The following is a 20,914-nucleotide window of genomic DNA, read 5'->3' as shown; positions in this document are numbered from 1 at the left end:
AGTTAAAGGCGCACAGCAAACTCAGGGGACTGACACAGCACGCAGTGCGTGTGTTCAGGCGTGAGAGCATGGAAAGTACGTTTGCAGATGTCGCAGGTGAGCGTATGCACCGCACTATGCCGCGTTGAGGCGGGTTCCACGTCAAACCGCAGCCGCAGCGCCTGATGCGGACATACCGCCGCACAGCCGCCGCATCCCGTACAACGCGCCGCCGCTATCGTCAGCGTGTCGTCGTCAAACTGGATAACGTTTTCCGGGCAGCTTCGCCAGCAGGCGCCGCACATCCTGCACTCTTGCGGACTGATTTCGGGTACGCATTCGCTGAACGCGGAAAACGCCTGTCTGAGACGCCGTTTCCCCGGCTCGACGGCGCACGGGGTAATGGCGTCGCGCGGAACATGAAACAGAGTGCGCCGCGAGGCGTTAATCTCCGCGCCGACAACGTGTTTGAAAGACCAGCCCGGCTCGCCGTAGCGGCGCAGCGCTAAATTTAGCCCCGCCAGTGCCATCAGCCACTGCGCCGATCGCTCCACCGCAATATCAATAAAGCGAATACCGTACTGGCTGTGCCAGAGAAGCAGTTCATCGACCGTTGGCGCCTGTAGCGAAAACGGCCCCACCAACGTATCCCCCTGCACAAAGCGTTTAACCGGTTTGATACCGATAATGGCGTCAACAGGACAGACAAACAGACAGTCGCCACAGGCTATGCAGCGCGTCGTATCTATGCTGACCTGCCCCTGCGCCAGCGAAAACGCCTGCGCCGGACAAACATCGGCGCAAGCGCGGCAGGAAGAAAAACGAAAGCGACGACGGACGCAGGCCTGCGTCACGTCTACCGCCGGATCGATCGTCAGGTTAACCATCAGCCAATACTAAAGAAGACGTAGCGCAGCATAATCTCGCCGAGAAGCAGCAATACGCTGCCCGCCACCAGAGTCCCTCTGGCGTTTCGCAGACCGCCTGCGGCAAAGCAGAGCATTCCCGCCGCTGAGACACACCAGCCGAGAAGATAGACGTCGCGCAACTGCGCCAGCGCCTGTAGCGGATGATGCGGGAAAGTGACTACCGTCGTATCCACCGCATTAATATCCGCCAGCCATAGCGGCTGCATGATCAGGCGAATCAGCACCATCAGTGCGACCACCACCACAGCGCAGCGCATTGCGGCGCCAGCGTTGCGCAGATAAGCCAGCGCAATGACTACCGAGCCGATAATGCCTGACGAGCCAAAGAACAGCGCCAGCGTGTTGCTATGCTGCCAGGTCGCCACCGAGGCATGGATATAAACCTGCGCCATGCAGAATACATCCACCAGCCCAAACGCTGCCGCCAGCGCCAGCAGCGGCTGCCAGCCTGGCTTTCGGAAAAACAGCAGCACAACCCCTAGCCCCAGCGCCGCCAGATAAAGGCTGGCAAAGACGATTTCGCGACTCAGCCACGAACTGGCGACATGACGTAACGCGTTTAGCGCATTCAGGGGATAGCCCATGTGCAGCGCTGAAGCAAGCAGCCCCACGCAGGCCAGTACAAACGCCCCCGCCATCGCGGGAAGCGCGCCGCGCGCAGGTACGCGTCCCTCTACGGCGTACTGACGGCCCAGCGCCAGCCACAGAGTCACGCCCACAGACCCTTGCAAGCAGAGCGTAAAAATCAGCAGCGGTAACTCATGCATGGCGTTTACCCTCTTTTTCTGCGCCCTGATGCGCTTTTACAACCAGATTAGGTTTGGTTATGGATGAATCTGGCAGCCCGTTAACGTCGCATACGCTACCGTACTTCGCGCGCAGTTCATCAATCGGACCAAACTTGATGGCCTCCAGCGGACAGGTCGCAACACAGACGGGCGGTTCACCTTTCGCCAGTAAATCAACGCACATGTCGCACTTGGACATTTGGCCGGTCTGCTCGTTAAGCTGCGGCGCGCCGTAAGGGCAGGACCAGGCGCAATAGCCACAGCCGACGCATTTGTCGGTATCAACGCGCACAATGCCGTCACCCGGGCGTTTATGAATAGCGGTAGTCGGGCAATTTTTGGTGCAGACAGGGTCTGCACAGTGGTTGCAGGAAATAGAAAGCGTATAAGCAAATACGTTATTGCTGACCCCGCCCTGCCCGGTCGGGATGAAACTTCCGCCCTTGACTTCATAGACGCGGCGGAAACGACGGCCTACTTCCAGATTGTTTTTGTCTTTGCAGGCCACCTGGCAGGCTTTACAACCGGAGCAGCGTGAGGAGTCGATGAAAAACCCCAGTTGTTTATCGCTCACCGGCGGGTAATGTGTAAACTGACTCATGCTTTAGCCACCTCCACCAGCATGGTTTGATGTGAATTTCCCTTCGCCAGGGCGGTAATACGGGCCGAGCTGAGGACGTTCGCACAGCCGCCTTTATCAATACCGTTCTCATCCGGCTGCCACCAGGCGCCAGCCTGCATCGCGACAACGCCGGGAATAATGCGCGGCGTCACTTCCGCCGGGATTTCGCAAATCCCGCGTGAGTTATGAATACGCACCATGTCGCCATGCGTAATGCCGCGCTTTTGCGCATCCTGCGGGTTGATCCACAATGTCTGCTGCTGCACTTCAATCAGCCACGGGTTAGCGTATTGTGTTGAGTTGGCGCGGTTTTTTCCTTTCCACGTAATTAACTGGAGCGGAAAATCTTTCGCCAGCGCATCCTCCGGGCCTTCATGCGCGGGAACGTAGTGCGATAACGCCGGGATTTCCGGATGCTGCATGTCATACAGACGCTTCGAGAAGATCTCTATTTTCCCTGACGGCGTCGGGAACGGATGATTTTCCGGATCGCGAATATTGTCTTCAAAGGCGATAAATGGCGCGCTTTTGAACAGATGCTGACGGGTCTTTTGCAGCGTGGCGAAATCCGGCAGATTTTCGTCCGGCATCGCCAGGCGCGTCTGTTCCCAGATGTGTTCAATCCACGCTTTCTCATCGCGCCCCTGGCTAAATTCATTCTCAATGCCTAATTTCGCCGCCACCTCACGTAGCCAGTCGTAGTCGGAGCGACGCTCAAATTCAGGCTCAATCAGTTTTTCAGAGAGTATCAGGTAGCTTGCCGTGCCCCAGGTTTCACCGATGTTCCAGCGTTCCATAAAGCTGGTTTCCGGCAGCAGTAGATCAGCGTATTTCGCGCTCGGCGTCATAAACAGATCGCTGGCGACAATAAACTGGATCTTTGATTCATCCTCCAGTACGCGTACCGCCTGGTGCAGATCGGGGTTCTGATTCGCCAGATAGTTCCCGGCCAGCGAGAACAGAATACGGATGTTACTGTCCAGCTTATCGGCATCTTTCAGCCCCATATCCGGCGTCACTTTGCTGGCGTCGTCTGCGGCCTGCACCCAGTTCATCACCGAAATTTTGGCTTTTACCGGGTTATCCGGCATCTCCGGACCCGCGGCGAATTTACGGTTAGCGCAGCCGCCGTAACCCGCAGCCCAACCGCCTTTGATGCCGACATTACCGGTAATGGTCGCCAGTAGAGTCGAACCGCGCGCGGTGCGCTCGCCGCAGTTGTGGCGCTGTGGTCCCCACCCCTGAATCAACGCGGCGGGTTTGGTATTCGCGTAATCACGCGCTAACTGGCGAATGGTTTGCGCCGGCACATGGGTGATCTTTTCCGCCCACTCGGGGGACTTAACGACACCGTCTTTGGCGCCGGTCAGATACGCCACCAGCGATTCGTTAGCCGGTACGCCTTCCGGCATTGAGTCTTCATCAAAACCGATAGCGTAACGCGCAATAAATGCGCGATCGTGCAGATTCTCGCTGATGATGACGTACATCATCGCGTCCATCAGCGCATTGTCGGTGGTGGGCAGCAGCGGGATCCACTGATCCGCCAGCGACGAAACGGTGTCGGAATAGCGCGGATCAACCACGATAAACCGCGTACCGTTCTGCTTCATCTTCTGCAAGAAATAGTTGGTATGACCAAAAATGGTCTCCGTCGGGTTATGGCCCCACAGAATCACCAGTTTGGTGTCCAAAAGCGTATCCAGTGAACTGCCGCTGGCGGCAATGCCGTAAGTATAAGGCGTCGCGGCCGCCGTGTTGCCCATACTCACAGAATGGTAGCTTTCGAGATATCCGCCGGTCAGATTCAACAGGCGACGTGCCATTTTATCGCCGGAAAAGGTGCCGCCGGAAACGGCGGTACCAACATGAACATAGCGCGAAGCCGGGCCATATTTTTCAGTAATCGATTTTAAATTATCGGCGATTAAGGTTGTCGCTTCATCCCAGGAAATTCGCTCAAATTTTCCTTCACCGCGTTTTCCTACGCGCTTCATGGGATATTTAAGTCTGTCAGGATGATAAACAAATTTACGGTATGCGCGTCCACGAACACAGGCACGCATCACCGGCATTTGCGCATCCAGCGCATTATCCGGTCGCGTTGAAATTCGCGTCACGATACCGTCACTAACATGCGCCCGAATATCGCATTTGCCCCCGCAGTCAAAAGTGCTGCATGTCTGAACGACTTTTTCCGCAGGCCTGTTTTCAGTTGCCGTCACAGCGCGCGCCTGAGCGGTAGCTGGCGAGGAGACAAACGGTAACGCAATAAGCGCGGAGCTGGCCTGGATAAAGTGGCGGCGAGAAATAGCGGGCTGTTCGCCATTTCCCTGGCTTTTTATATTTTTCATGATCCGACTCGTCAAATAAAAACCCATTCTCACGTTTTTATGCGCTGGTTCTCTTGATATTTATCAAGCTCCCTCATTAAGGGTAATTCCGGAAAAATTAATAATTCTCATTAACTTTAAATTAAATGAAATTCATAATTTATTCTGAAGAGTTGTTAACGTATTAATTCAAAATTAACCGCTGCAACCTGACCGGACTCATCCATTACGACAAGTTGATAACGTCCAGCGATATTGAGTAATAAAGAAAGGCGATTATTTTCGCCATTAACAGGTTCGCCATTTAAAAACCACCAGCGACGCCCTTTACCGCCGGTAGTCGAGACGGGCAGCGTAACGTTTTCCTGGCCTGGCAATTGCCTGATCACCGCGCCATCCCTCACTCCTGACAGCATTAACGGCGCGGCATCACTGCCCTTTAGCGGCGGACAGTGGTCGGACGCCGCGGGCAAGCGGGCGCTACGTCTTTCCGCAGGCGGCAGCCACGGCTCCAGCGGCCGCGGCCAGACGATAAACGTATGCGCACGCGCCAGCGGACAGTCGGCAGCGACACGCTGCCCCGTATCATCCAGCCAGACCGGGAAACGAATACCGTTGATGTCTTCCTGCTCAGGTAACAGCAGCGTGGGCGGCTGGCTGTCATCGAGAAGCCATGTCGCCAGGCGGCGGCGACAGTTGCTGTCTCCGGCAGGCAGAGTCTGTCCGCCCGGCCAGCAAATGACGCCGCGGCTTACCGCCTGCGGACGCGGATCTTCCGGCAGGCGTCCCGTATGCGCCAGTAACAGATTATTGACCTGATTAAGCAATGGCACCGCGCTGGCAAAACCAAATTGCCCCACCACAGGCGTGCCGTCGGGTCTGCCTGTCCAGATGCCGATGATATAGCGCGCGTTAACGCCAATAGCCCACGCATCGCGATAGCCGTAGCTGGTGCCGGTTTTCCATGCCAACGGCACAATGCGCGGCAGCGCATTATCCGGTAAGGGTTGCGCTTCATCCGCCATAATCCGCCGAATGATCCACGCCGCTCCCGGCGACATTAATGGTCTTTCCGACAGCGGATCGTCCGGCTGTAACCGTAGTTTCGCCGCTTTCCCATGACGAGCGAACGCGCTGTATGCCGCCGCCATCTCGTCAAGCCGCGCGCCCGCGCCGCCCAGAATCAGCGAAAGATTGGGCGCCGCGCCAGCAGGCAAATATAGCGGCAGGCCGACGTTACGCAGTTTTGCCGCAAATCGTTTCGGCCCATAGGCTTCAAGTACCTGAACGGCAGGCAGATTCAGCGAGCGTACCAGCGCGTCGCTCATGCTGACCGGGCCGTGAAATCCGCTGTCGAAGTTTCCCGGGCGGTAATCTCCGGTGCGGCGCGGAACGTCCTGTAATAATGATGCGGGATGGATCAAGCCGTCATCCAGCGCCAGACCATACACAAAGGGTTTGAGTACCGATCCCGGCGATCGGATCGCCGTTACCATGTCGACATGACCAAAACGGCTGTCGTCATTAAGGTCTACCGATCCGACCCAGCCGCGCACGCTCATATCGGTATGATCGACGACGATCATCGCCAACGAACTGCGTGCAGGCAGCCGCCCTTTCCATGCCCGCGCCAGATCTTCCAGTTGCCGCTGCAATCCGGCGTCCAGCGTGGTCACAATTTTGTCGTTCTGGCTTTTACTCAACATCATTCGGGCAAAAAGCGGCGCCAGTTGCGGCATTTGACGCGGCGCCAGCCAGACCGGTTCTTCACGCGACTCGCGTACCGTTTCGGCAGGCCAGACGCCCTGCGCCGCCATCCGATCCAGCACTTTATTTCGTGCCGCTTCGGCTCTCGCAGGCCAGCGGTCGGGGCGTAACCGGCTCGGCGCCTGCGGCAATACGGCCAGCAGCGCCGCGTCAGCGTAGCTCAGGCGCGCGGGCGGCTTGCCGAAGTAGGCCCAGCTTGCAGCGCCAATACCCTGTAGCGTGCCGCCGAACGGCGCGCGGTTCAGGTACAGCGTCAGGATATCGCGCTTGGACAAATGCCATTCAAGCTGGAGGGCGCGCCAAAGCTGGCGGATTTTACCGCCGAACGTGCGCGAATGCGGGTCCAGCAGTCTCGCCACCTGCATAGTCAGCGTACTGCCGCCGGAAATAACGCGCCCGGCGGTAAGATCCTGCCATGCCGCGCGCGCGACGGAGAAAGGGTTAACGCCAGGGTGCCGCCAGAACCAGCGATCTTCGTAATTGATTAAGGCCTCCAGGTAGCGGGGAGAGACCTCTTCAATCGTCACCGGATAGCGCCAGATCCCCCCGGCGTCGGCAAAGCGCCACAGCGGCGTACCGTCATGGGCTACCACGACCCGCGCAGGATGGACCTCATTGAGCGGCAGCGGCCAGAGTTTATCCGCTGCCCATAACGCCAGGAAAATAAAAAGCGGCGCGCCCGCCAGCCACAGCCAGCGGCCACGTTTACCACGCCAACCGTTCATTTAAGGCGTCACAATCAGCAGCCCCTCGCTCGCGCCGGTTGCCCGCCACTGAGGCGCGTACATCGATTCCACCTGCGGTTGCGCAAGCTGGTACGTCCCCGGCGTTACCGCGCGCGCCAGGTAGACCAGCGTCACGGGCTGGCCCTCATTGACAACGACGGCAGCCACAAACCGATCGTCGCGGAATTCCATATACTGAATATCCGCCTGCTGCATCTGATTAAGCAGATTTTGCACTTCGCTACCGCTCTCCGGCAGGCTGGCGCTGCTGTCAGCCAGATTCTGGTTTTCCAGCTCCAGCCCGGCCGGGAGCAGGTCCACCACCAGCGCATCCGGCACATTGCGATCGGCCACTACCGTTAACCAGACCAGCACCAGTTCGCCGCTACGCAACGAGGACAGCGATTTGCGCTGACCATCGGTCCCCAGTATTTGTCGTTCAATCTGCAAAACGTTGCTGGCAGGCTCAGGCGCAGATGAGGGATAGCCGCTGCTATCCAGACGCAGCCATAGCGGCTGGCTACCGGTGTTCGTCACCTCAAAGGCGCCCAACTGGTCAGCATCCAGATTACGGGTCAGCGCCTTGTCGCCCGACAGCGGCTGCGCCTCTAACGAGGTCTGCGCCTGCCAGGCGCCCGCGCTGGCCTGTCGCGAATGCGCGGCGAGGAACAAGGCATTGTTCTCCTGGGTAGAGAGCCAACGCTGACCGAAGGCCTGCTCAGAAAGCGAGCTTAATAGCGCGTTTTGCACGTCCGGTCTGAGGTTGTTCTCTTCCAGTAGCGACAACATCAGAGCGTTATCGCGCAGAGAACTGCCGTAATCCGCTATCCATTGCCGTTCGTCCTGACGCGGCGTATTCAGAGCCAGCGTAATGGCCTCTTCGCCGCGTCTGGCATCGCCCATCGTGTTTAACGCGATGCCCAATTGCATCAGCGGCAGTCCTGAAGCCGCCTGACTACGGCGCTCCCAGATTTCGCGCAGCGCGCCGAGCGGCGCTTTCTGCTGACGCGCCAGTACCAGCGCGGCGTAAGCCTGAGCGGCAAAAGTACTGGCCTGGGTATTATCGCTATAACGAATCAGCATCGTGCCGGGATCCTGCAGATAGCGCAGCAGTCGCTCATTGCCCCGGTTAATGGCCTCCGGCGGGACGCTATATCCCTGCTCGCCCGCGCGAATGAGGAAATCCATTGCGTAGGCCGTTAGCCAGGGCTCTTCCGCCCCATTTTCATCCCATAGCGCAAAACCGCCGTTATCACGCTGCATCTGTAGTATGCGGGAGATGCCGATATCCACCGCGGCGCGCCGTTTTTCATCGCTATCGCCGGTAATACCGAGCGACTGCAATTGAGCGGCATTGGTATACAGCGCCGGGAATAACCCGCTGGTGGTTTGTTCCAGGCACCCGTACGGATATGCTTTCAGCTCGCGAATGTAGCGCGCCAGATTGAGCGGCGGTTTTCCGCTTAACAGCAGTTGTCCCTGTAACGTGGCTGGCGAGACGTTTGCCAGATGCTGCTCTGGTACATGCCAGCTCTCTCCCGGCGCCAGCGCAATGCCGCTATTTACCGTTTGGGCAGACCAGGCCGGACGCACGCCGATTTGCCACTGCTTATGCTGCGCGTCGAGGGTTTCTCCCGGCAGATTCAGACCGCTAATGGTCGCCTGGATTTCGCCTTCGCCAAAACCTTCCAGCGCGCGTACCGGAACGAATAAGGTAGTGCGCACGCCCGGCGCCAGGTTGACCGGTTGCGGCTGCTGGCTAAGCAGTTCCAGTAACCCACTGGCGGCGAGCGCAATATTCAGCGTCTGCGGGCGGTCGGTCAGATTGGTGACGTCCAGCACCAGTCGCGAAACATCCCCTCCCGCCAGAAAACGCGGCATATTCAGCTCGGCAATCACTGGCGCGGCGACAACGACTTTGCTTTCGCCGCGACCAAAATCGTCCGCTGTCCATGCCTGCGCCATAACCCGCAGTTCGCCGTTAAAGTCGCCAATCGGCAGCGTTACGACCCCTTCGCCCTGCTCATTGAGCGTGATCGGCTGCGCCTGCTGCGCGATGATATTGACATGGTTTACCGGCGGTTTTCCGCCGCGCTTAAGGTCGTCGCCATCGCCGCCAAAACGCAACGCCGCCAGCCGCCCCTGCCCTTCAATGACCTGGCCGTAAATATCGTAGATATCCGCACCGTAGCGTTTTTGACCGAAGAACGCCTGCCACGGGTCCGGCGTCGCGTAATCGGTGATATTCAATACGCCGCTATCGACCGCGGAGACCAGCACGTTGATCTGTTTTGGCATTTCGCCGTGTTTAACGCTGGCTTTCACCCTGACGGTGAGCGGCTGATTCGGGCGCATTTTAGCCGGGCTTTCCAGCGCCAGATCGAGGCGGCGGTTTTCATCCCCCAGCGGTAGGTGTAGTAACCCCACGGCGCGTTTTGGCGTCGCGGAACGAGATTTATCGCCGGGACGCACCACCAGCGTACTGAGATAGAGATCGTGGCGATTCCAGGTTTTATCCACCGGAATCGTGAGCTCCAGCCCCTGCGCCGGCACATCGATCGCCTGCCACCACAGCGGACCGTCGCTGGATTCCACCATCGCATAACCTTTACCGGCGACCGGCGCGGCGATATGCAATTTCATGGTGTCGCCTGGACGATAATTCGCTTTATCCAGTTTGAGGGTGACGCGATCCGGACGCGCCGCGCCGCTACCGTCGCTGTTATCCTGCCAGCTATAGCCGGCCCAGAAACGAACGCTGCTGACCGTCTCATTCGGCGCTTTGACCTCCAGACGGTACGCGCCCCATTCCACCGGGAAGCTGACTTTTCCGGTTTCATCCGCGTTCAGATCCAGCGTCTGCTCACCCTCCACCAGATCTTTTTGATCAAACTGCGACTGCCAGCCTTCGCTTTCCGACCAGTTCCAGTAATAGTCGCGACGCTCGCGGATGAGCCGCACCTGTAAACCGGACACCGCTTTTTTCTCGCCCTGCGCGTTGGCGTAAACAATATCGAATGCGGCGTTGCTGTCTTCGTCGACAATCGGTTGATTAACGGTGGTATCCGTACGGTAGTCGTATACCGCTTTGGCGGCGAACTGTGGACGAATTCCCGGTAACGTATCGGCAGGCCAAATCGCCTGCTCTACGCGACGAGTGACCGGACGACCGCCAGACTCCAGCAGGCTGGCCTGTAGAATTACCTGCAGCGGCGAATGCGCTTCTTGCCACTGGCTGGCAGCACTCACTTCACCACGTCCGCCTTTATCCAACGTCAGTTGAACTTCGTCCAGGCTGCGCGAAAGATTCTCTTCAGCAATATTGCCGAACTGGAAGCCAGGCAACGCCGCGACAGCGTCGCGCAGCGGACGCAGGAAAAGTTGCCCTTGCAGGGTATTGCCGTTAGCAGGCGCGCCATACAAGTAATAGCCGACAACGGAGAATTTCACCTCATCCGCAGGCGCCAGCGGTGTTTTTTGCGCCGTCAGGTTGAGCGCCATCCGCTCCGGCATAAAGTCTTCCACGTGGAAATCCCAACTCCGCAGCAAATTATCGCCGGTGTTGGCGCGGACATGCCACAAGCCGGTCGGCGCGTTGATATCCAGCGGATAATTCAAACGGTATAGCCCGTTTTCCGCCTGGCTGACGACGGTACGCATCACCTGTCCGTCTGGTTTTACCACTTCCAGCTTAACGGGTTGATCGGGCAGCGTTTTACCGTCGCTATCGCGCAGTAATCCGTTGAGGATAACCGTTTCGCCCGGGCGGTAGAGATCGCGCGGGCCGAACATAAAGAACTGCTTGCTGTAGCCGGGCGCGCCAGCGACATTAAATTCCGACAGATCCAGAGCCGGAAGCGTGAGATCGAGCAGCGTGGTCTGCTCCTCTTTACGCGCCAGTAATAGCGCCGCCGCTTTATCAGCCTCCAGTTGTACATGTCCCTGCGCGTCGCTCGTCGCCTGCGCCAGCGTCTGACCTTTATCATTCAGAAGAACGATCTCAATTCCCGACTGCGCCGCGCCGTTTTCCAGGCTTTGCGTAAAGATATCCAGCCGATTATGGTAACGGTGCGCGGACACGCCGATATCGCTAAGGGTAAACAACGTAGCGGCATTACTATAGTTGTAGTGTCCAGCCTGATTCATTACCGCCACATATACGCCCGCCTGTTGCAGCGGCTTAATATCGCTTAATGGCAGCAGCAGTTTCTCACGCGTATTGCGCGCCGGATTAAGATCAAAACGACCGGTATAAACCAGATCCGCCATTTTCAGCAGATTGTCGGACTCCCAGTTAGAGAGAGAACTACGGTACTCCCACTGGCTGACAAATGACGCCAGCGATCCGGGCTTAACGCGGAAAAAGTTCACATCAACGTGGTTGACGTTAAGCGCCATGACCGGCAGTCCTTCCGCGATTTTCCCCGGTAGCAGCGATCCCCGGCTGGCAAAGCCGACGCTGGGCTGGACATCACGCGTGGTAATCGTTTTTTCATAAGACTTGCCGAAGGTGGCGTTATTCAGCGCCTTAACGGCGGGATCAACCGTGACCACCAGCACGCGCTCAGGTTCCAGATGACGTAACCTTAGCTCTTTTAAATTTGGCGCCAGCTCCCATGCGCCGTCAACGCTGCCGCTTTTCTTATCAACCACGTGAACCACACGGGAGAAATCCTGTTCAGGATCTAAAGGAATTGAAAACGTCAGCACCAGCGTCGCCGCGCCGTCAAGCTGCGCTTCGGAGGCGTCTAATAGCGTGAGCGCTTTGCCCTGGCTTTGCTGCGCCAGCTTTTGTAGCTGTGCCGGGTCTTGCGCGGGCGAGGGCTGCGCTACGGCTGGCGCTTCGCTTTTAGTCGTCGGGGCGGTTTTATCGTTGTTATCGCATCCCGCCAGCGCCAGCATGATCATGCAGGCCACCACGCGTAAATGTTTCATCTTTCATCCCTGGCCTTAACGGCCTGTCAGCAACGGTTGATGAGATATTATGCGCGAGAAATTTTATTGTGTAAGTCCGTATTACTGTGATGATGCGAAAATTTTACGCAGAAATGTGGTTTCGCCAGCCAAAACAGCCTCTTCTACTTGTCCCTTTTCGGGAAACGTCCGACAATTTGACCATAATCAGGTAACAATGGAGATGCCCATGACCACCGCCTTTTTTGTCGCCGCCGACTGGCTTGCCGAACATATTGATGATCCGGAAATACAGATTCTTGACGCCCGTATGGCGCCGCCAGGACAGGAACATCGTGATATGGCGGGCGAATATCGCGCCGGACATATTCCCGGTGCGCTGTTTTTTGATATTGAAGCGCTCTCCGATCGCGCATCGCCGTTGCCGCATATGATGCCGCGCCCGGAAGCGTTTGCGGTAGCCATGCGTGAACTGGGTGTTCGTCAGGATAAACACCTGGTCATATACGATGAAGGCAATCTGTTCTCCGCTCCGCGGGCATGGTGGATGCTGCGCACGTTCGGTGCCGAGAAAGTGTCCATTCTGGCGGGCGGACTGGCGGGCTGGCAGCGCGACGAATGGCTATTGCGCGAAGGCGAGGAAGCGCATGAAGGAGGCGAGTTTGAGGCGAAATTCGCGCCGCAAGCCGTGGTGCGTCTCACCGACGTATTGCTGGCAAGTCATGAAAAAACCGCGCAAATCGTTGACGCGCGTCCGGCGGCGCGTTTTAACGCTCAGGCTGATGAACCGCGTCCGGGACTGAGGCGCGGACACATTCCTGGCGCGCTAAACGTCCCGTGGACGGAACTGGTGTATGAGGGCGAATTAAAGACCACTGACGAACTGAATGAGGTTTTTTTCAGCCACGGCGTGAGTTTCGACAGACCGATTATCGCCAGCTGCGGTTCCGGCGTGACGGCCGCGGTCGTGGTGCTGGCGCTCGCCACGCTGGATGTGCCTGACGTCACGCTTTACGACGGCGCGTGGAGCGAATGGGGCGCGCGTACCGATTTACCGGTTGAACCCGCTTAATATCCGCCATGCCGGATGGCGCTCACGCTTATCCGGCCTACCGTTCAGGCTGATGTAAAACGATCTACAGACATTGTTTTTATTCCGCTCTTTTCCGCTGTCCTGCAAACGGGCATTATTTTCTCTTAATAAAATCCTATTTTTTATCGGTAAATACTTTACGTCCGGTATAAGGAGTATCATTACCGCTGTTTTTGTTTTCACCGGAAAATAACTCCTGTAAATATAATTTTTTAAGGATGGAAAATGGATATTTCACTCACTAATTTAATTGAGTTGGTTAAAAAGGTTAACCGTAATAAGGTACCTACTCCTATGTCTGCCGAGGAAATAAGTCGTCTGCGAGTGCGTAAGTATCGCGATCCGCAAAATACGGAAACCACTGAGTTACCTGAAAGCCTGAAGGCGCTACTGGCCTACGACCGCGATCTCCTGAGCAATTATAATATGCCTGTGATTGAAACATTACAAAAATCTATTGATAACGAGGGAGTAATTCATTCTTACTCCCCTGATGAAGAGGCGTATTACGGCGTTGGCATGGATAGCTCAGGTATTGATATTGAAGATCTGATGCCTGTCTGGAGTAACGATCCCCGTCTTCCGGCATTAATTCGTATCGATCATGTCGGCGATCAGGCCATTTTTATCTATATCACAGAACGGGATGCCAACGGCGAATACCCTATTGCCCGCATGGAACGTAATGAATTCTGGCTGGCGGAGTCTTCCCTGGTGGAATATCTCTATAATATTATTTCGGGCGCTAAAGACATTGGCTTTACCGAAGAGGATTTACATCTTCCGCAATGGAAGGCACAGCAAAAAATGAATGAACAACGCGATGCCGCTTTACTTGACCTGGAGGATTATCATGAGGCGTTTTGGGCAAAACTGGACGCGCTCGTCGATTAATCGACATGATGTCGGGTGGCGCTCACGCTTATCCGGCCTACCGTTCAGGCTGATTTAAAGCGAATCTACATAAATTCTGTTTAAGCAGGCCACAAAAAAACCGCTCAATTGAGCGGTTTTTTTGTGCTGGTCCGGTTCGCGGCCTTTCCAGCAGGCTTTGTTGCCATAGCAACGCAGGCACACCGTAGGGGATTAATACTCCCTTTTAAGGGAGCAAATGTCAATATGATTTACCGGGAAACTATTCAATATTTGAGGTATTATCTTTCCCGGCCCTTTCCGCCGTCTCGCAAACGGGCGCTGGCTTCAGGAGAGGATAACCCATGGCCGTAAGCGCAGGCACACCGTAGTGCCTGCTATCACGGCATTATCGCCAGCGGTGCTGCCGTGATGCGGTCTTCGCAAGGACCGCAACATGAAGGTACGATGCTTTTGTGTCGTGCTTCTTGTTTCTGGCACGTTGTGTCTTCACGCAGACAGAAGCTACCCAGGTAATTCTGTTCCCGTAACGCTCAACGTCCAGAGCAGGTAAGCCAGGAGGCCGCCCTGTTGGGCGGCTTTCTTTTCTTCAGATGATGCGGTTCTGTTTAAAATCGCGCAGGAACCCGCCCCAGCGGCGCTCGTAGAACGGCGCGATATGCTCGGTGATAAAGTGGCTGATACCCTGCTCGCCCTTCCTCACCTGACAAATATCGATCGGTTCGTCACCCGGTAACGTGTCGGTCGCCACATTGCCCGCTGCGTGAATGATCTCTTCAATTTCGCCGTCAGCCTCAATGCCAATCAGCAGATTGGGTTGGGCGTCCGCATGTTCTTTAATCGCGCAGAGAAACGCGCGTTTCACCGGTTTGATGGTTTTAAACAGCGTAGTGAGGGAATCAATCATCTGCGACGGCGGCTCGGCCACTTCGGATAGAATAAGCGACTCGCCGCCTTCCAGCACTTCCTGCGTACTTAACGGACTGCCTTCCTCAGCGAGAAGCAGGCTGATTTCACGCGGCATAAACTCTTTGCCGGTCGGCAATTTAGCGTTGAGGAATAGCGTTTCGCCAAGCGTCATTTCAAACAGCGTGCGCGCCGGCATCACCACAAACGCCTGTTCGTCTTCCACGGCCTGCTGCAGCGCCTCCAGAGAAGTAAAGAAGGGAATGACGGTCGTGCCGTCTTCTTTTTCCCAGTGCTGCAAATCCAGAGCGCTGTCTTCCACAATCGCCTCGCCTTCGGCAGCGCTGCCCGGCACCCAGACGGTGGACTCCAGTAAGGTACGGAAAAATGCCGGACGATGCGCGGGCTCAGTCGCCGCTTTCTCCAGCAAGATTTCTAATTCATTTTTAGTTTCGGACATAGGAATCACAAATTATGTATATGGGTTGTAGGCCTGATAAGACGCACGGCGTCGCCATCAGGCAAAATGCCGGGTGGCGCTTCGCTTACCCGGCCTACAAAAACACCGTTCAGGCGGTCAGCAAATTCGCGATGGTGCGCACACCCAGACCGGTTGCCCCGGCAGCCCACTGCTCAACCGGCGCTTTGCGATAAGTGGCGGAACAGTCAATGTGCAGCCAGCCTTCGCGGTAATTTTCAACAAAGTGCGACAAAAAACCCGCGGCGGTGCTTGCCCCGGCGGGATAAGCCGCGCTGCCGGTGTTGTTCAGTTCCGCAAAGTTAGACGGCAGCTGGTTACGGTGGAACTCCGCCAGCGGCAGACGCCAGAACGGTTCATTTTCTTGCGCCGCGCTGGTCAACAAGCGCCCCGCCAGCGTATCGTCAAAACTGAATAGCGCATGGTAGTCGTTACCCAGCGCTGTTTTCGCCGCGCCGGTTAACGTCGCCATATCAATGATTAGCTGCGGGTGTTGCGCGCTGGCGTCAATCAGGCCATCCGCCAGTACCAGTCGCCCCTCCGCATCGGTATTCATGACTTCGACATTCTTACCATTACGGTAGCGAATAATATCGCCCAGTTTAAACGCATTGCCGCTGATCAGATTATCGGCGCAGCACAGGAACAGTTTTACGCGTTTATTCAACCCACGGGTAATGGCGAACGCCAGCGCGCCCGTTACTGTCGCCGCGCCGCCCATATCGGATTTCATTGAGTCCATAAAAGCGCTTTGTTTGATACTGTAGCCGCCGGAGTCAAAGGTGATACCTTTACCGACCAGGCAGGCATAAACCGGCGCATCTTTGTCTCCCGTCGGGTTGTAATCCAGCGCCAGCAGCACCGGCGGACGCTCAGAACCACGGCCTACGGTATGCAACCCCATATAGTTCTGCTCGCGCAGATCTTCGCCTTTGGTGATACGGTAAGTGACGCTATCGCACGCGACGCTGCACAGCAGATCCACTGCGCGCTGCGCCAGTTGCTCCGGCCCAAGCTCTTCCGCCGGAGCATTAATGGTGTCGCGCACCCAGTCAATAATGGTCAGGCGGTTATCCAGCTCCTGACGTTGGGCATCGTCTAAATCCGGCCACATTACGGTACGGACGCCTTTTGGTCCTTTGTAACCCGCCCAGAATGCCCAACAACGCTCGGTATCCCATCCTTCGCCTGTCAGCGCGACCTGTTTTATTCCCAGGCCGTCGATTTTACGCGCCGCACGCTGGATCAATCCCAGATCGTCTTTACCGTTAAGATGCAAGGTAATACCGTCGTTATTAATACTGTAAGTGGCTTTATCGCCCCAGCGCGCATCGGCAGGCTGCGTGGAAAGCGTAATTTTCATGGCTTCTGTCATTGTTATTTTCCTTATTAGCAAACGGGCCGCCGTAGGGCAGCCCGTTAGATCTTTTGCTAAATGATTCGCGTTGCAGGAAGGCGGCAAGTGAGCGACAAATTCGTCGGGAACGAATTTGCACAGCCAAAGGCTGCCTCTGGTGAGGGACAAGGATGTCCCTCATCATCCCCGGGAGCATAGCAAACTATGTGACTGGGGTGAGCGAACGTAGCCAACGCACCTGCGGCGAGGATCATGACGCAAAAATTACTCTGCTTCATCCAACCAGACTAGCAGAATCGCCTCCAGAATTTTTTCATTGGATGCGTTAGGGTCGTCGTCAAAATCGTCCAGTTCGCAGATCCACTGATGCAGATCGGTGAAACGAACGGTTTTAGGATCGACATCAGGATATGCGTCGTATAACGCTTCGCCGATCTCGCGGCTATCGGTCCACTTGAGTCCCATACTACCCTCTGTTAATGCTCACGCGCATGGTTGATTGTGTAACGTGGAATTTCGATAACCAGATCGTCGTCGGTAACGCGGGCCTGGCAGCTCAGTCGACTTTCCGGCTCCAGCCCCCACGCTTTATCCAGCATATCGTCTTCTTCTTCCGAACTTTCCGGCAAGGAGTCGAAGCCTTCACGTACAATACAGTGACAGGTGGTGCAGGCGCACGATTTCTCACAGGCGTGTTCAATCTCGATGCCGTTGCGCAGCGCAACGTCAAGAATGGTTTCACCGGTCTCAGCTTCCAGAACTGCGCCATCCGGACAAAGATCCTGATGAGGCAGAATAACAATCTTCGGCATGTTAAACCTCGTCTACGGAATGGCCTTTCAACGCGCGACGAACCGACTGGTCCATGCGGCGAGCGGCAAATTCCTGGGTTTGTTTATCTACGTTTTTAATGGCTTGTTCTATGGCGTCAACATCATCGCCTTGTGCGACCGCGCTTAAATGTGCGGCGGCATCATCAATGCATTGACGTTCTGCGGCGCTTAACAGCGCGGCGTCGGCAGTTAGCGCGCCGGTCAAACTTTCCAGCACGCGCGCGGCTTCGACTTTTTGCTCCGCCAGCATACGCGCTTTCACGTCCTGCTCGGCAAAACTCATGGAATCCTTGATCATCGAGGCGATTTCGCCATCGGTCAGGCCATAGGAAGGTTTGACCTGAATGGAGGCCTCGACGCCGGTGGATTTTTCCATTGCGGTGACGCTCAACAGGCCATCGGCGTCTACCTGGAAGGTCACGCGAATATGCGCCCCGCCCGCCGGCAGCGGCGGAATCCCGCGCAGCGCAAAGCGCGCCAGCGAGCGGCAGTCCTGCACCAGTTCGCGTTCGCCCTGCATCACATGGATAGACATCGCGGTCTGGCCGTCTTTGAAGGTGGTGAAATCCTGCGCGCGCGCCACCGGGATAGTGGTGTTGCGCGGAATGACTTTTTCCACCAGGCCGCCCATCGTTTCCAGCCCAAGAGAGAGTGGAATCACGTCCAGCAGCAGCATTTCGCTGTCCGGCTTGTTGCCGACCAGAATATCGGCCTGAATCGCTGCGCCAATAGCGACCACTTTATCCGGGTCAATAGCGGTTAACGGCGTGCGGCCAAAAAATTCGCCCACCCGCTCACGCACCAGCGGTACACGGGTCGAACCGCCGACCATGACCACTTCCAGAACGTCCTGGGGCTCAACGCCGGCATCTTTCAATGCGCGACGGCAGGCCAATAGCGTGCGCTTAACCAGCGCGGAAATGAGATCGTTAAACTGCTCGCGAGTGATCTCCCCCTGCCAGCCCGCAACGTTAACGCGAACGGTATCGGCATCGCTTAAGGCGATTTTCGCCGCAATCGCGGCATCCAGCAGTTCGCGCTGAACGCGATTGTCGCTACGATCGGCAATTCCCGCCTGCTCACGAATATAGTCCGCCAGCAGATGGTCAAAGTCGTCGCCGCCGAGCGCAGAATCACCGCCCGTCGCCAGCACTTCAAACACCCCGCGGCTCAGGCGTAAAATAGAGATATCGAAGGTACCGCCGCCGAGATCGTAAACAGCAATAACGCCTTCTTTGCCTGAGTCCAGACCGTAGGCAATCGCCGCCGCCGTCGGTTCGTTGAGCAGGCGCAGCACATGCAGGCCTGCCAGCCGCGCGGCGTCTTTCGTTCCCTGACGTTGGGCATCATCGAAATAGGCGGGAACGGTAATCACCACGCCATCCAGCTCGCCGGAGAGCGATTCGCTAGCCCGCGCGGCCAGCGCTTTGAGAATATCAGCCGATACGCGCACCGGATTGAGCAATCCAGCCGCCGTGTCAATCATCGGCAGCCCATTAACGCTTGCCTTAAACCGGTAAGGCAGATGCGGATAGCGCGCCTGGATATCCGCCAGCGAGCGTCCCATCATGCGTTTCACAGAGCTGATAGTGTTGGCCGTATCCTGCGCGGCATTGTCACGCGCAGCGTAACCGACCGTATGGCCCTGCTGCTGATAGTGAACCACTGAAGGCAACAGGTGGCGCCCTTCGTGGTCAGGCAGAGTTTCCGCCTGGCCGCTGCGAACCGTCGCAACCAGAGAGTTGGTAGTGCCTAAGTCGATGCCCGCCGCCAGACGACGCTGATGCGGCGCGGCGCTCAGACCAGGCTCACTAATTTGTAATAAGGCCATGTTAGATTCCAGTTAAAAATCGAGCAGCTTTTCTTCGAGTTGTTCTGCGCTGCTTCGCAGTTTATCGAGAAACCGCAGTTTGCGCACCGTATCCGCCGCCGCGTCCCACGCGGCGTTGTCCAACTGTTCCACCATTTGCTGAAGACGAGCATCAAACATCTTTTGTACGCGTTTGATGAAGCTTTCCAGCCGCGCGTCGTCTTTTGATTGTTCGATATCGTCCAGCTCTTCGCGAAGCGTGAGTTGTTCCATCAGAAACGCGGTGTCGCGTACCGTATGTTGCTCGCTGGCCAGATCGAACCCGTGTAAGGAAAGCAGATACTCCGCGCGCGTCAAAGGGTGACGCAGCGTTTGCCAGGCCAGGTTGATCGTGGCGGATTGCTGGACGGCGGCAAGCTGCTGCGCCTGGGTGCCGTTGGCAAATTTGTCAGGGTGATACTGGCGTTGCAGATCCTGAAAACGAAGGCTCAGCGCCTGGGTGTCAATCTGATAACGGGCTGGTAAGCCAAAGAGGGTGAAGTAATCCATAACATTCTCAGGGATAGCCTGTCAGAACAAACCCCACACGCAGGCGACCACGGTGGGGTTATACCTTCTTACTTCGCGCCGCAGATGCGTTGTCTGCGCGGGTTCCCCCAGTCATTTACTCAAGTAAGCGCCTGGGGATTCACTCGCTTGCCGCTTTTCTGCAGCACGAATGCTCGGTATAACAGCGGAACACGGTTACACGTGGAAGCTTTCGCCGCAACCACACTCATCTTTCACATTCGGGTTGGAGAATTTAAACCCTTCGTTCAGACCTTCTTTTACGAAGTCCAGCTGTGTACCGTCCAGAAATTGCAGGCTCTTGCCGTCAACCACTACCTTAACGCCTTTGTCTTCAAACACGGTGTCTTCCGCCGTTGGCTCGTCAACAAATTCCAGTACATAAGCCATACCTGAGCAGCCGGAGGTTCTCACGCCCAGACGCAGACCAAACCCTTTACCACGGTTGGCCAGGAAGGTATTAACTCGCGCTGCTGCACTGTCGCTAAGTGTAATCGACATAACAAAACCTCAATGTTAACGTTCTATTTTATTTCGCTTCGCGTTTGCTTTTGTAATCCGCAATAGCGGCTTTAATCGCGTCTTCCGCCAGAATAGAGCAGTGAATTTTCACCGGCGGCAGCTCCAGTTCGTCTGCAATGTCGGTGTTTTTAATCGCCTGCGCTTCGTCCAGGGATTTCCCTTTCACCCACTCCGTTACCAGAGAACTGGAGGCGATAGCGGAACCGCAGCCGTAAGTCTTGAAGCGCGCGTCTTCAATGATACCTTCATCGTTAACTTTAATCTGCAACTTCATAACGTCGCCGCAGGCCGGAGCGCCAACCATGCCGCTTCCCACGTTATCGTCGTTGTTGTCAAACGACCCTACGTTACGCGGGTTCTCATAGTGATCGATTACTTTTTCGCTGTAAGCCATTATAAATTCTCCTGATTCCGATAC

The 20,914-nt window shown here is 56.3% G+C and carries 17 protein-coding genes; 3 read left to right on the top strand and 14 right to left on the bottom strand.

Annotation, left to right across the window (positions count from 1 at the left end):
* Positions 1-2: 2 nt before the first annotated feature.
* The 6 genes from ACLJTG_RS17035 to ACLJTG_RS17010 form a co-directional block, all read right to left on the bottom strand.
* Positions 3-866, bottom strand: coding sequence for a 4Fe-4S binding protein (locus ACLJTG_RS17035; protein ID WP_079951448.1), 864 nt, complete (start codon positions 864-866; stop codon positions 3-5).
* Positions 866-1,675: a dimethyl sulfoxide reductase anchor subunit family protein gene (locus ACLJTG_RS17030; protein ID WP_079951447.1), complete on the bottom strand. Its 810-nt coding sequence runs from the start codon at positions 1,673-1,675 to the stop codon at positions 866-868. The genes ACLJTG_RS17035 and ACLJTG_RS17030 overlap by 1 nt, the downstream gene beginning before the upstream one ends.
* Positions 1,668-2,297 carry a DMSO/selenate family reductase complex B subunit gene (locus tag ACLJTG_RS17025; RefSeq protein WP_079951446.1) on the bottom strand — a complete coding sequence of 210 codons (630 nt, stop codon included), beginning with the start codon at positions 2,295-2,297 and terminating at the stop codon, positions 1,668-1,670. Before ACLJTG_RS17025 ends, ACLJTG_RS17030 begins: the two co-directional genes overlap by 8 nt.
* Positions 2,294-4,672, bottom strand: a complete 2,379-nt coding sequence (locus ACLJTG_RS17020) for a DmsA/YnfE/YnfF family dimethyl sulfoxide reductase (protein ID WP_023227903.1) — start codon at positions 4,670-4,672, stop codon at positions 2,294-2,296. The genes ACLJTG_RS17025 and ACLJTG_RS17020 overlap by 4 nt, the downstream gene beginning before the upstream one ends.
* Before the next feature lie 155 nt (positions 4,673-4,827).
* Complete coding sequence (pbpC, locus tag ACLJTG_RS17015; protein WP_410959026.1) at positions 4,828-7,143, bottom strand: peptidoglycan glycosyltransferase PbpC; 2,316 nt, start codon at positions 7,141-7,143, stop codon at positions 4,828-4,830.
* The gene (locus tag ACLJTG_RS17010) at positions 7,144-12,078 is read right to left on the bottom strand and encodes an alpha-2-macroglobulin family protein (protein ID WP_410959024.1); all 4,935 of its coding nucleotides are present in this window, start codon (positions 12,076-12,078) and stop codon (positions 7,144-7,146) included.
* A gap of 208 nt (positions 12,079-12,286) precedes the next feature.
* On the opposite strand from ACLJTG_RS17010, the gene sseA reads away from it, so the two are divergent.
* The 3 genes from sseA to timP all read left to right on the top strand — a co-directional run bounded on the left by sseA (position 12,287) and on the right by timP (position 14,576).
* Positions 12,287-13,129: a 3-mercaptopyruvate sulfurtransferase gene (gene sseA / locus ACLJTG_RS17005; RefSeq protein ID WP_000205241.1), complete on the top strand. Its 843-nt coding sequence runs from the start codon at positions 12,287-12,289 to the stop codon at positions 13,127-13,129.
* A gap of 246 nt (positions 13,130-13,375) precedes the next feature.
* Positions 13,376-14,044 carry a DUF5066 family protein gene (locus tag ACLJTG_RS17000; RefSeq protein ID WP_000355342.1) on the top strand — a complete coding sequence of 223 codons (669 nt, stop codon included), beginning with the start codon at positions 13,376-13,378 and terminating at the stop codon, positions 14,042-14,044.
* A 415-nt stretch (positions 14,045-14,459) separates the two neighbouring features.
* A complete protein-coding gene (timP, locus tag ACLJTG_RS16995) occupies positions 14,460-14,576 on the top strand; it encodes a small toxic inner membrane protein TimP (protein WP_242617172.1) in 117 nt (38 codons plus the stop codon).
* Positions 14,577-14,612: 36 nt separating this feature from the next.
* On the opposite strand, the gene sseB is transcribed toward timP, so the two are convergent.
* The 8 genes from sseB to iscU form a co-directional block, all read right to left on the bottom strand.
* Positions 14,613-15,389 (bottom strand): enhanced serine sensitivity protein SseB, encoded by a 777-nt coding sequence (gene sseB, locus ACLJTG_RS16990; RefSeq protein WP_001533245.1) that lies wholly within the window; start codon positions 15,387-15,389, stop codon positions 14,613-14,615.
* Between the two features lie 109 nt (positions 15,390-15,498).
* Positions 15,499-16,782 (bottom strand): aminopeptidase PepB, encoded by a 1,284-nt coding sequence (pepB, locus tag ACLJTG_RS16985; RefSeq protein ID WP_000133541.1) that lies wholly within the window; start codon positions 16,780-16,782, stop codon positions 15,499-15,501.
* Between the two features lie 246 nt (positions 16,783-17,028).
* Positions 17,029-17,229, bottom strand: a complete 201-nt coding sequence (gene iscX / locus ACLJTG_RS16980; protein ID WP_000523621.1) for a Fe-S cluster assembly protein IscX — start codon at positions 17,227-17,229, stop codon at positions 17,029-17,031.
* Between the two features lie 11 nt (positions 17,230-17,240).
* On the bottom strand, positions 17,241-17,576 hold the full coding sequence (gene fdx / locus ACLJTG_RS16975; protein WP_001124466.1) for an ISC system 2Fe-2S type ferredoxin: 336 nt from the start codon (positions 17,574-17,576) through the stop codon (positions 17,241-17,243).
* Between the two features lies 1 nt (position 17,577).
* The gene (gene hscA, locus ACLJTG_RS16970) at positions 17,578-19,428 is read right to left on the bottom strand and encodes a Fe-S protein assembly chaperone HscA (RefSeq protein WP_001196653.1); all 1,851 of its coding nucleotides are present in this window, start codon (positions 19,426-19,428) and stop codon (positions 17,578-17,580) included.
* 12 nt (positions 19,429-19,440) lie between these two features.
* Positions 19,441-19,956: a co-chaperone HscB gene (gene hscB / locus ACLJTG_RS16965; protein WP_079899147.1), complete on the bottom strand. Its 516-nt coding sequence runs from the start codon at positions 19,954-19,956 to the stop codon at positions 19,441-19,443.
* Positions 19,957-20,151: 195 nt separating this feature from the next.
* A complete protein-coding gene (gene iscA, locus ACLJTG_RS16960; RefSeq protein WP_000028952.1) occupies positions 20,152-20,475 on the bottom strand; it encodes an iron-sulfur cluster assembly protein IscA in 324 nt (107 codons plus the stop codon).
* A gap of 28 nt (positions 20,476-20,503) precedes the next feature.
* Positions 20,504-20,890: a Fe-S cluster assembly scaffold IscU gene (gene iscU / locus ACLJTG_RS16955; RefSeq protein ID WP_000331704.1), complete on the bottom strand. Its 387-nt coding sequence runs from the start codon at positions 20,888-20,890 to the stop codon at positions 20,504-20,506.
* Positions 20,891-20,914: the final 24 nt, after the last annotated feature.

It is taken from the genome of Salmonella sp. SAL00672 (assembly GCF_046552175.1).
In the GTDB taxonomy this organism is placed as follows: Bacteria; Pseudomonadota; Gammaproteobacteria; order Enterobacterales; family Enterobacteriaceae; genus Salmonella; species Salmonella enterica.
The sequence above is the reverse complement of the archived record's forward strand: the minus strand, read 5'-3'. Positions and strand labels throughout refer to the sequence as shown.